The following is an 11671-nucleotide window of genomic DNA, read 5'->3' on the forward strand; positions in this document are numbered from 1 at the left end:
GGCGCAATGACCGACGAGACGAACGAGCAGGGCAGCCAGCAGCCGCCTGAAGACTTCACTTTCCGGATCCGCAGGGAAGCGTCGGGAGGGCTCTCCGTAGTCCGCCAGCTCTGGCGCACCAGCAACTGGGTGCGCCGCTTCGCCTATTTGTGCGTCGTCGGCCTGATCGGTCTGATCGGTTTCTGGATTTTCCTGACGCGCGACCTGCCGGACGCGAACAAGCTGCTCGAGTACCAGCCGCCGCTGCCGACCATGGTGCGCGGCCTCGATGGCGAGATCGTCTACAGTTACGCGCGCGAACGGCGCGTGCAGCTGCGCTTCGTCGATTTTCCGCGTCCGTTGGTGAACGCCTTCCTCTCGGCGGAGGACCGCACGTTCTGGACCCATGGCGGCGTCGATTTCGGCGGCTTTGCGGGCGCGGTGGTCGACTACATCGCCAAGTACGGCAGCGGTGAGCGCGCCAAGGGTGGCTCGACTATCACCCAGCAGGTCGCCAAGAACATTCTGATTGGCGACGAGTACTCGGTCACCCGCAAGCTGAAGGAAATGGTGCTGGCCCGCCGCATCGAAGGCGTGCTGACCAAGCAGCAGATCCTCGAGCTCTATCTCAACGAGATCCCGCTGGGCCGTCGTTCGTTCGGCGTGCAGGCCGCCTCTCGCGCTTATTTCGACAAGGACGTCGATGAGCTGACGCTCAGCCAGTCGGCTTTCCTTGCGATCCTGCCGCGCGCGCCGGAAGTCTACGGCCGCAAGAAGCATGCCGAGCGCGCGCTTGAGCGGCGCAACTGGGTGCTGGACCAGATGGTCCGCAATGGCTGGGCAAGCAAGGAAGACGCAGAGAAGGCCAAGGCCGAGCCGCTTGGCCTGGTTACTCAGCGCGGAACCAATTACGACCCGGGCAATGGCTACTTCATCGAGGAAGTTCGCCGCCGCCTGATCGACCGCTATGGCGAGAAGGCCGAGGACGGCCCCAACAGCGTCTACGCCGGCGGCCTGTGGGTGCGCACCTCGCTCGACACCCAGCTGCAGGATTCGGTGCGCGCCGCGCTGCGCAAGGGTCTGCTGAGCTATCACGGCAACCGCGGCTGGACCGGCCCGATCGCCCACATCAAGGACATGGACAGCTGGCAGACCCAGCTCATCGTGTCGAACAAGACGATCGACTACAAGAACTGGAAAGTCGGCGTCATTCTCGGCCTGGACGACGGCAATGGCCAGATCGGTTTTTCCGATGGCAACACCTTCGCCCTGACCAATATTCCTGACAAGGCCAAAGTCGGCGATTTCGTCGCGGCTGAACCCGTATCTTCAGGCACTTACGCCGTACGTACCATCCCCGAGGTTTCGGGCGGCATGGTCATGGAGCAGCCCTGGTCCGGGCGCGTTCTTGCCATGCAGGGCGGCTTCGATTCCGGGCTGGGTTCGTTCAACCGCGCCACCCAGGCCGAGCGCCAGCCGGGCTCGACGATCAAGCCCTTCGTCTATGCGACCGCGCTGCAATACGGGATGACCCCGGCAACCCAGGTGCTCGACGGTACGTTCTGCGTCTTCCAGGGCGCGGGGCTGGGCGACAAGTGCTTCCGCAACTTCGGCAACGAGGGCGGTTCGGGCAGCCACACGATGCGTTGGGGCCTTGAGCAGTCGCGCAACCTCATGACCGTGCGCATCGCCAACGATACCGGCATGCCGCGCGTCATCCGCACTTTCCACAATGTCGGGATCGGCGACTACAAGCCGTATCTTTCCTTCGCGCTTGGCGCGGGCGAGACGACGGTGGCGCGCATGGCCAATGCCTATTCGGCGCTTGCCAACAATGGCGTGCAGTTCCCCTCGACAGTCATCGACTACGTGCAGGACCGCAATGGCAAGGTGATCTGGAATGCAGACAAGCGCCGCTGCGATACGTGCAACATGGCTGAATGGGACGGCAAGCCGATGCCGCGCATCAAGCGCAAGGGCAAGCAGGTGCTCGACGCGGACACTGCATACCAGGTGATCCACATGCTCGAGGGCGTCGTCATCCGTGGCACCGCCGTGCGCCTGCGCGACCTCAACCTGCCGCTCTTCGGCAAGACCGGCACCACCAACGGCCCGACCGACGTGTGGTTCATGGGCGGCAATCAGGACTACGTGGGCGGCGTCTATGTCGGTTACGACAATCCCCGTTCGCTGGGCGGTTATGCGCAGGGTGGCCGGATTGCCGCGCCGATCTTCAAGGACGTTGTGCTCGACACGCGCTCGCGCTGGAGCGACCAGCCCTTTGTCGCGCCCGCTGGCATCCGCATGGTTCGCATCGACCGTGTGACCGGCAAGAAGGTCATGGGCGTAGAGCCGACCAACGAGCCCAAGGCCTCGGTGATCTGGGAAGCCTTCAAGCCCGACACCGAACCGCGGCAGTACACTGCCGAGGACGAATTCACCCGCCGCCGCGATGCGCTGGTATCGGAAATCCGCGAGGCCCGTCAGGCCCGTTCCGATGCTGCCGCAGCCACCAGCGAGGCTCGCGACTTCGCCGAAGAGCAGGGCGGGGTGTACTAGGCTGCGGGAATGGCGGCGCGCCCGTTCGGCGCGCTGCCGCCCGGGCGTGGATCAGCCAGGTTTCGCAACGAGTTTGCTGCGCAGGGCCTTGAGCTGTTCGTTGAGCTGTTGAAGCTGTTCGGGCGGGGTGCCTGTGGCTTCCATCACTTCCAAAGGGACGCAGCGCGCCTCTTGGAGGATCGTCATGCCCTGATCGGTCAGCGACACGCGCACGACGCGCTCGTCGCGCGTGTCGCGGCGCCGGGTGACTGTTCCCGCCGCTTCCAGGCGCTTGATCAGCGGTGTGACCGTGCTTGATTCCAGGAACAGGCTCTCGCCCAATTCGCTGACAGTCTGCTCGCCGCGCAGGGCGAGGGCGATCAGTGCAAGATACTGCAGATACGTCAGACCGTAGCGATCGAGCAGGGGCTTGTAGAGGCGGTTGAACGCCAGGCCTGTCGAGTACACCGAAAAGCAGAGAAAATCCGCAAAGGGATCGGCGGCGGTCGGCTGTGGCAGGCGCGGTTCCTTGGACATGGAGCCAATATAATTTGCGCGCGATTTAATCGCAATCCTTGACGAATCGCGTCGTCCATCTCATTTAAATCGCATACGAGTTAATCGTGCGATATATAATCAGAGAAAGGAACCCAGCAATGTCCATCAATGCTCTTTACAAGACCAGTGCAACGGCCACCGGCGGGCGCGACGCCAAGGCCGAAACCGACGACGGCAGCTTCTCGGTGAAGTTGGGAACGCCCAGGGAATTGGGCGGCAACGGCGACGGCAACAATCCCGAACAGCTCTTCGCATCCGGCTTTGCCGCGTGCTTTCTCAGCGCGATGAAGTTTGTCGCCTCGCAGGACAAGGACCTTCCGGCCGTTCCCGCCGACGCCAGCGTCAATGCCACGGTCGGCATCGGACCGCGCAGCGACAAGGGCTTTGGCCTGACCGTCGCGCTTGAAGTAAGCATGCCGGGCGTGGATCGCAGCGCCGTCGAAGCGCTCGTTGCGGAAGCGGACGCGGTATGCCCCTACAGCCATGCTACGCGCGGCAATATCGAGGTGACCCTCGCCGTCGCCTGATGGCACCAGCGCAAGTGAAAGGGCCGGGCGGCGAAGGTCGCTCGGCCTTTTTCAATCATGGCGGATTGCGCCGGGAAGGGGCGACCGGTCCCTTTGGAGGTCGGCCAATATTCCTGCCCTTCGGTTGACTATTCCCTTTGCGGCCACGACCTTGTGCCCGACTTGATCCACCGGCAGGGGAATTCGATGCCGTCACCAGCCTTTCATGCGCCCGATACCGTCGAGGGCGCTGTTGCACTCCTGTCCGGCGATCCCACCGCGCGGCCGCTCAGCGGCGGAACCGATCTGATCGTGCAGATGCGCTCGGGCCGGATCGCTCCAAGCGCGGTCGTCGACCTCAAGCGGATTGCGAGCCTCTCCGGCGTGCGGCGCGAAGGCGATGCTTTCGTGATCGGCGCGGCAACGCCGTGCACTGCGCTCAAGAATGATGCCGATCTGTGCGCCGCCTGGCCGGGCGTCGTCGAGGCGGCGAACCTGATCGGCTCGGTGCAGGTCCGCAACCGCGCGACCATGGCCGGCAACTTGTGCAATGCATCACCCGCTGCAGACAGCGTCCCGGCTCTCGTCGCAGCCGGAGCTAGCTGCGTGGTCGCCGGGCCTGCGGGCATGCGCGAGGTTGCTGTGCAGGACATTCCCGTCTCTCCGGGCAGGACTTCACTGGCATCCGGCGAGTTCGTCGTCGAGTTCCGCCTCCCGGTTCGCGGTACGCGCGCGGCCGATGCCTACCTGCGCTCCATCCCGCGCACGGAGATGGACATTGCCGTCGTCGGTGTCGGCGCGAACATAGAACTCGATGCCGATGGGACCTGCACGGCGGCCAGCATAGCGCTCGGCGCGGTCGCGCCGACCGTCGTCCTGGTCGAGGCTGCCGGCGCGGCGCTGGTGGGAACCAGGCTCGAAGATGACGCGCTCGCATCCATGGTGGAGGCCGTGACGGCGGCCTGCGCCCCGATCGACGACAAGCGCGGGACCGTGGCCTATCGCAAGGCGATGGCCGGTGTTCTCGCCAAACGCACCGTGCAGATTGCTGCCCAGCGCGCAGGAGCGAAGGCATGAACAGAATTCACGTCAATTCCACGGTCAACGGCGATGCCACGCAATTCCTCTGCGATCCCGGCGCTTCGCTGCTCGATGTCCTTCGCGATACGCTCCACCTGACGGGTTCCAAGGAAGGCTGCGGCTCGGGCGACTGCGGGGCCTGCACGGTTGAGCTCGACGGCGAAATGGTCTGCTCCTGCCTTGTCCTCGCAGCCGAGGCGGAAGGACGCACCGTCGCCACGATCGAGGGCGTGGCCGAAGGTTCGGTGCTGCATCCCGTCCAGCAGAAATTCCTCGAGCATGCCGCGCTCCAGTGTGGTTTCTGCACGCCCGGGTTCATCGTTGCCGCCAAGTCGCTGCTCGATCGTAATCCGAATCCGACCGAGACCGAAGTGCGCTACTGGCTTGCGGGCAACCTGTGCCGCTGCACCGGCTACGACAAGATCGTCCGTGCGGTCATGGATGCTGCGGCAGAACTGCGCCAGGAAAGGACGCCTGCATGAACGCGCCCGACAAGATCCAGACATTCCGCCATGTCGGCACGCGCCCGGTTCGCCCGGACGGGGTCGACAAGGTTACCGGCAAGGCCCTTTACGGAACAGACTTCAAGGCGCCGGGCATGCTCTGGGGCGCGATCCTGCGCAGCCCGCATCCCCATGCCCGCATCGTGTCGATCGATACGCGCGCCGCCGAGAAGTTGAGCGGCGTCAAGGCCGTGGCAACGGGCAAGGACCTGCCGACGCTGGAATCGCTTGTCATGCACGTGGGCGAGGGTGCGTCCGACATCGTCGATATCTCGCACAACTGCCTCGCCTTCGACAAAGTCCTCTACGAAGGCCATGCGGTCGCGGCGGTGGCGGCGATCACACCGGAAATCGCGCGTGAGGCAGCGGCGCTGATCGCGGTTGACTACGAGGTCCTGCCGCATGTCCTCGGGCTGGATGAAGCGCTGGCCGACGATGCGCCGCTCATCCGGGAACCTGCCGAGGGGCGCTCGGAGGAGAAGCCCTCGAACGTTGCCATGGAGGTGACAATGGGCAAGGGCGACGTGGAGGCCGCGCTTGCCGGTGCTGCGGCCGTCGTCAAGGGGCACTACACAATGGAGCCGGTGCACCAGGGCTATATCGAGCCCCATGCCTGCGTCGCTTCGTGGAACGCAGATGGCCAGGCCCAGATCTGGTGTTCGAGCCAGGGGCACTTCATGATCCGCTCGCTCACGGCATCGGTGCTGGCAATGGCGCAGTCGGACATTCGCGTGATGCCGCTGGAAATCGGCGGCGGGTTCGGGGGCAAGACTACTGTTTACCTGGAGCCGGTGGCGATGATTCTCTCGCGCAAGTCGGGCCGGCCGGTGCGCCTGGGGATGAGCCGCGAAGATGTCTTCCGGGCCACGGGGCCCGCGCCAGGTGCCGTCATCGATGTGCGCCTCGGGGCGGAAGCGGACGGGACGCTTGTCGCTGCCGAGGTGATCTTCAAGTATCATTCGGGTGCCTTTGCCGCGAACGATGCCGGGGCTGGCGTCGCCAGCGCCGTTGGCCACTACCGTATCGCCAATACACGGCTTTCCGGCATCCAGGTGCTGTGCAACCGGCCTGCTGCAAAGGCCTACCGCTCGCCGGGGGCGCCGCAGGTCAATTTCGCAGTCGAAAGCGCGATCGACGAACTCGCGATCAAGCTCGGCATGGACCCTCTCGAACTGCGTCTCAGGAATGCGGCCCGGCCGGGCGACCTGCAGACTTCGGGCCTGCCCTGGGGCGAGATCGGCTGGGTGCAGTGCCTGGAGGCCGCCAAGGCCCATCCACACTGGTCCGCGCCGCTCGGCCCCAACCAGGGGCGCGGCATCGCCGGCGGTTACTGGGGCAATTTCGGTGGTCCTTCCACCGTCAATCTCAGTGTCGCCGAGGACGGCACGTTCACTGTTGCAACCGGCAGCCCGGACATCGGCGGCAGCCGCGCCTCGATGGCGATCATGGCAGCAGAAGTACTGGAGGTTCCGTACGAGCAGGTCCGCTGCATCGTGGCCGACACGGCGTCGATCGGGGTGTCTTTCGTCACGGTAGGCAGCCGTACCACTTTTGCGACAGGCATGGCCACGGTCGAAGCAGCCAGGGACGTGAAGCGCCTCATGTGCGAGCGCGCCGCGCGAACCTGGCAGGTTGCCGACGAGAATGTCGAATGGCGCGAGGGCCATGCTGTGTGCATCGCCGGCGAAAAGCAGGGCGAGAAGATGAGCGCGGCGCAGATCGCCGGCAGTTCACTGCACTCGGGCGGACCGATTGCCGTAACTTCGGCGTTGAGCGCCAAGGGCTGGCTGCCGGGCTTCGGATTCCATATCTGTGACGTTGAGGTCGATCCGGAAACCGGCCATGTCGCAGTCGTGCGCTACACCGCCGTGCAGGATGTCGGACGCGCGATCCATGCCGACTATGTCGAAGGCCAGATCCAGGGCGGCGTTGCCCAGGGCATCGGCTGGGCACTGAACGAGACTTACATCTACAACAAGGATGGCAAGCTCGAAAATCCGGGCTTCCTCGATTATCGCATGCCGGTCGCATCGGACATGCCGATGATCGACACGGTCATGGTCGAAGTGCCCAATCCCGAGCACCCCTACGGGGTAAAAGGTGTGGGCGAAGTGCCGATCGTGCCGCCGCTCGCCGCCGTTGCCAACGCGGTGCACGCCGCCACCGGCAAGCGGATGCGTTCGCTGCCGATGTCGCCGGACAAGGTCCATGCCGCGCTTCATGGCGACAGGTGAGCGCAGGTGAGTGCCTCGCCCTTGCGCATCGTGATCATGCCGCCCTTCGACAAGGAGTTCTTCGGTGCCGAGCGGCTGTCGATCGATGCGGGAAATCTCTTCGAGCTTGTCGAGAAGCTCGACGCGCAAGCGGCCGGCTTCGCGAGGATCGCCGGGGCGCGCGTGCATCTCGCGGTCGATGGCGTGCTCGAAACCGACTGGACCCGTCCACTCGCCGATGCCAGCGAAGTGATCGTGTTGCCGCGCGTCGGGGGAGGGTAGGATCATGGGCGTGACCTTGCAGTTCACCCGGATGGAGCCCTTCGGCGTCGAGATCCTGAGCGACTTGTCCCGGCCTTTCGGTCCGTCCGAGGCGTTTCACTTCCGGGACCTTTTCGGCAATCACGGCGTGGTCCTGGCACGCGGGGCTGCACTTTCGCAGGAGCGCCGTGACGAACTGCTTTCCCTGCTTGGCGACAAGGCTCGCCTGTCTCCCGCCGGGCCCGCGCAGTTCACGAACGCAGACGGAGTCGTCCTTGAACTGGTATCGCAGGCGGTCGATTTCCTCGTCTGGGACGAGGCGACGCTGACGGGTTCGTGACTTCCGCTCGCTGCCGGTTCAGAATGCGCGCGAGGTCAGGACGCAGCGCATTTCCATCTCCTTGCCGGCATCGTCGACCTGGCGCAGGAATCCGGTCGAGACGCGGCGGAACTTCAGTCCCTTGAGCTTGCCGCCGGTCATCACCACCCGGTCTCCGGTATAAAGATAGCTGCCGCGCACACCGCTCGCCTTGTAATTGGAAGCATTGACCACCCGGAAGGCATAGTCGGGCAGTTCCTTGCCCCTGGGGCCGCTGGCATCGCCGGGCAGTTCGCAGGTGTAGTTGCCAAGCGTGAGCGTGCCCACCGGGCCGCCTGGCACCGGGGGCGGAGGGGTCTCGGCGCTCGCACATGCAGCAAGGGTGCAGGCGGCCACCAGGCCGGCGACGATTCCGGGTGCGTGTTTCATGGCAACCGGCTAGCATCGGCGCGAAGCAATTGCCACAAGGACCGAGCTTCGCTAAGGGCGCATCCTTTCCCGGCCACGCGTGGGCCGGAACCAGGCTCTTTCCCATCGAAGGCATCAACCCATGAAGATCAGCGGCGTCGACATTCGTCCCGGCAACATTCTCGAATACGAAAACGGCATCTGGAAAGTTGCGAAGACGCAGCACACCCAGCCGGGCAAGGGCGGTGCCTTCATGCAGGTCGAGATGAAGAACCTCATCGATGGCCGCAAGACCAACGTGCGCTTCCGCAGCGCCGACACGGTCGAGAAGGTTCGCCTCGACACCAAGGACTTCCAGTTCCTCTACGCCGAAGGCGACCAGTTGGTGTTCATGGACATCGAGAGCTACGAGCAGATCCAGCTCCCCGCCGACCTGCTCGGCGATGCCGCCGCGTTCCTGCAGGACGGCATGCAGGTTCTTCTCGAGCTTTGGGAAGAGCGCCCGATCTCCGTGCAGCTTCCCGAGCAGGTCGAGGCCATCATCGTCGAGGCCGACGCCGTGGTGAAGGGCCAGACCGCTTCGTCGAGCTACAAGCCGGCGGTTCTCGACAATGGCGTGCGCGTCATGGTTCCGCCGCACATCGAAAGCGGCACCCGCATCGTCGTCGACGTCTACGAGAAGGCCTACGTCCGCAAGGCGGACTGATTCCTTCCCGGCAAGTACAAGGTAGTTAGAAACATGGCCGCAATTTCCGGTCTCATCCGCGTCATGGAAAAGGCGGCCCGCAAGGCGGGCGCCCGCCTGCGCCGTGACTTCGGCGAAATCGAGCACCTGCAGGTGAGCCGCAAGGGGCCTTCGGACTTCGTGTCCAAGGCCGACCAGGCTGCCGAGCGCACCATCTGGGACGAGCTCAAGGCCGCGCGCCCGGACTGGGGTTTCCTGTTCGAGGAAGCCGGCGAGATCGAGGGCGACCCGACCAAGCCGCGCTTCATCGTCGACCCGCTCGACGGTACCACGAACTTCCTGCACGGCATGCCGCACTTCGCGGTTTCGATCGCGGTGCAGGAACCGCGCCTCGACGGCCGGGGCTGGGGCGAAGTGACCGCCGGTATCGTCTACCAGCCGATCACCGATGAGAGCTTCTGGGCGGAAAAGTCGCGCGGCGCCTGGCTGCACGACCGCCGCTTGCGGGTATCCTCGCGTCGTCACCTCGACGAGAGCCTGATCGCCACGGGCATTCCCTTCGCCAACAAGGGCGATGCCGGAGAGTGGACCAAGATCTACCACGGCCTTGCCCCGCAGGTTGCGGGCATCCGCCGCTTCGGTTCGGCCGCGCTCGACCTCGCGTGGGTAGCCGCGGGCCGCTACGAGGGGTTCTGGGAATCCGATCTCAGCCCGTGGGATACGGCGGCCGGCTGCCTGCTCGTACGCGAGGCGGGCGGCTTCGTTTCCGACTACAAGGGCCGTTCGCTGCCGATCTGCGACAGTGAGGTCCTGGCCGGCAACGATGCGCTGCATACGCGCCTGCACAAGATCCTGGTGACCTCGCTCAAGGCCTGATCCGTCCCGGACATCGATCAAGGGGCAAGCAGCGGGCAGGCCGTGCAAGTAACGGCCGCCATGCTGCTTGCCCTTTTTCGCAATTAGTTAAGGCGCAAGGCACCTGCGTACTTGAATGCTGCAAGACCTGCGGCTAAGCGTCGCCGGCTCATCCCGTGCCCCTGTGGCGGAATGGTAGACGCGAACGACTCAAAATCGTTTGTCGCAAGACGTGCCCGTTCGAGTCGGGCCAGGGGCACCACCGCGGAATTCCGCGCGGCGACCACGCAACTGCGGCCGGATGGCTTTTCCAACCAAGACCCTTGCGACTTTGGTAGGCAAGCCATAGCCTTGTCTTCATGAGGAAATCGCTGCTTACGGCCGCAACGCTCGGCCCCCTCGTTTCCGTCGCCCTGGCTACTTGCGTCACGCCGGCCGCCGCGGAGCCTGTTTCCGATTCGATCGCGCGGGACATGCCGGGCCTCATGGCGATCTACCGCGATCTCCATGCCCATCCCGAACTCAGCTACCAGGAAGTGCGCAGCGCCAAGGTCATGGCCGATGCGGCGCGCAAGGCCGGTTTCGAGGTGACGGAGAAAGTCGGCAAGACGGGTATCGTCGCCGTCCTGAAGAACGGCGAGGGGCCGACGGTCCTGATTCGCGCCGACATGGACGGCCTTCCGGTGACCGAGCAGACCGGATTGCCTTTCGCCTCGAAGGAGCGCGGTGTCTCAACCGCAGGGGTGGAGAGCGGCATCATGCATGCCTGTGGCCACGATACGCACATGACCGCCTGGATAGAGACCGCGCGGCTCATGGCAGCGCGCAAGGGCGAGTGGTCGGGCACGCTGGTCATGATCGGGCAACCGGCCGAGGAAGTCGGCACCGGCGCCACGTCCATGCTGGAAGACGGTCTCTACACGCGCTTTGCGAAGCCCGACTACACACTGGCGTTCCACGATACGCCCGAACTGCCTTCGGGCGTGGTCGGCGCAGCCAAGGGCTGGGCTCTCGCCAATGTCGATTCGGTCGACATCCTGGTAAAGGGCGTGGGCGGTCACGGTGCCTATCCGCATACCACCAGGGATCCCATCGTGCTGGCCAGTGCCATCGTGATGAAGCTTCAGACATTGGCGAGCCGGGAAAGCGACCCGCTCGACCCGGTGGTTGTCACGGTCGGTTCGTTCCATGCCGGCACCAAGCACAACATCATTTCCGACCAGGCCAAGCTGGAACTCACCGTGCGCAGTTTCTCGGACGAGACCCGCCAGAAGCTGCTTTCCGGCATCAAGCGCATCGTCCAGGGCGAAGCGATTGCTTCCGGCATCCCCGAAGACCTGATGCCGGTGGTTTCGGTAAAGCAGAACTACACCCGATCCACCTACAATTCGCCCGAGTTCACCGAGCAGGCGATCTCCTACCTGCAGGACAAGATGGGCAAGGACCGGGCGCTGCTCACCCCGCCTGTGATGGGCGGGGAAGACTTCGGTGAGTTCCGCCGGGCCGATGAAGACCATATCAAGTCGGTCATCTTCTGGGTCGGCGGTTCATCGCCGGAAAAGATCGCTGCCGCTAAGTCCGGCGGAGCGCCGCTTCCCTCGCTGCACAGCCCGTTCTGGGCGCCGGAGGCGGACAAGGTGGTGGGTGCAGGTTCGCAGGCCCTGACACTCACGGCCTTGCGGTTGATGGCCAGGTAGGGCGCGCCGGGCACGGGGACCGCGCCGGTTAACCAAGGTTTCGCGGCCGCGGCCCGATGTTTCCGGGCA

At 64.7% G+C, this 11671-nt stretch carries 12 protein-coding genes and 1 tRNA gene; 11 read left to right on the forward strand and 2 right to left on the reverse strand.

Translation table 11 applies throughout. The features are described from left to right. The first annotated feature begins 6 nt into the window (after positions 1-6). Positions 7-2538, forward strand: coding sequence for a penicillin-binding protein 1A (locus JI59_RS18590; protein WP_038576606.1), 2532 nt, complete (start codon positions 7-9; stop codon positions 2536-2538). Between the two features lie 51 nt (positions 2539-2589). Here the strand turns inward: JI59_RS18590 and JI59_RS18595 are convergent, their stop codons facing one another. After that, positions 2590-3054 carry a MarR family winged helix-turn-helix transcriptional regulator gene (locus JI59_RS18595; protein ID WP_007011102.1) on the reverse strand — a complete coding sequence of 155 codons (465 nt, stop codon included), beginning with the start codon at positions 3052-3054 and terminating at the stop codon, positions 2590-2592. Positions 3055-3173: 119 nt separating this feature from the next. On the opposite strand from JI59_RS18595, the gene JI59_RS18600 reads away from it, so the two are divergent. The 6 genes from JI59_RS18600 to JI59_RS18625 all read left to right on the forward strand — a co-directional run bounded on the left by JI59_RS18600 (position 3174) and on the right by JI59_RS18625 (position 7978). Beyond that, positions 3174-3602 (forward strand): organic hydroperoxide resistance protein, encoded by a 429-nt coding sequence (locus tag JI59_RS18600; RefSeq protein ID WP_007011101.1) that lies wholly within the window; start codon positions 3174-3176, stop codon positions 3600-3602. A gap of 186 nt (positions 3603-3788) precedes the next feature. Further along, positions 3789-4658, forward strand: coding sequence for an FAD binding domain-containing protein (locus JI59_RS18605; protein ID WP_038577913.1), 870 nt, complete (start codon positions 3789-3791; stop codon positions 4656-4658). After that, entirely contained in the window at positions 4655-5143 is a 489-nt protein-coding gene (locus tag JI59_RS18610) for a (2Fe-2S)-binding protein (RefSeq protein ID WP_007011098.1), read from the forward strand. The genes JI59_RS18605 and JI59_RS18610 overlap by 4 nt, the downstream gene beginning before the upstream one ends. Continuing rightward, positions 5140-7398 (forward strand): xanthine dehydrogenase family protein molybdopterin-binding subunit, encoded by a 2259-nt coding sequence (locus tag JI59_RS18615; RefSeq protein ID WP_007011097.1) that lies wholly within the window; start codon positions 5140-5142, stop codon positions 7396-7398. The genes JI59_RS18610 and JI59_RS18615 overlap by 4 nt, the downstream gene beginning before the upstream one ends. 6 nt (positions 7399-7404) lie before the next feature. Then, positions 7405-7659 (forward strand): MoaD/ThiS family protein, encoded by a 255-nt coding sequence (locus tag JI59_RS18620; RefSeq protein WP_007011096.1) that lies wholly within the window; start codon positions 7405-7407, stop codon positions 7657-7659. A 4-nt stretch (positions 7660-7663) separates the two neighbouring features. Beyond that, a complete protein-coding gene (locus JI59_RS18625) occupies positions 7664-7978 on the forward strand; it encodes a hypothetical protein (protein ID WP_007011095.1) in 315 nt (104 codons plus the stop codon). A gap of 18 nt (positions 7979-7996) precedes the next feature. Here JI59_RS18625 and JI59_RS18630 read toward each other — a convergent pair whose 3' ends face one another. Further along, positions 7997-8386, reverse strand: coding sequence for a hypothetical protein (locus JI59_RS18630; RefSeq protein WP_038576610.1), 390 nt, complete (start codon positions 8384-8386; stop codon positions 7997-7999). A 121-nt stretch (positions 8387-8507) separates the two neighbouring features. On the opposite strand from JI59_RS18630, the gene efp reads away from it, so the two are divergent. The 4 genes from efp to JI59_RS18650 all read left to right on the forward strand — a co-directional run bounded on the left by efp (position 8508) and on the right by JI59_RS18650 (position 11602). After that, a complete protein-coding gene (gene efp, locus JI59_RS18635) occupies positions 8508-9071 on the forward strand; it encodes an elongation factor P (RefSeq protein WP_007011093.1) in 564 nt (187 codons plus the stop codon). A gap of 33 nt (positions 9072-9104) precedes the next feature. After that, entirely contained in the window at positions 9105-9926 is an 822-nt protein-coding gene (locus JI59_RS18640; RefSeq protein WP_007011092.1) for an inositol monophosphatase family protein, read from the forward strand. Between the two features lie 157 nt (positions 9927-10083). Beyond that, positions 10084-10167 (forward strand) — tRNA-Leu (locus JI59_RS18645). Between the two features lie 97 nt (positions 10168-10264). Next, positions 10265-11602, forward strand: a complete 1338-nt coding sequence (locus tag JI59_RS18650; protein ID WP_007011091.1) for an amidohydrolase — start codon at positions 10265-10267, stop codon at positions 11600-11602. The last annotated feature ends 69 nt before the right edge of the window (positions 11603-11671 follow it).

The sequence above is a fragment of the Novosphingobium pentaromativorans US6-1 genome (assembly GCF_000767465.1).
In the GTDB taxonomy this organism is placed as follows: Bacteria; Pseudomonadota; Alphaproteobacteria; order Sphingomonadales; family Sphingomonadaceae; genus Novosphingobium; species Novosphingobium pentaromativorans.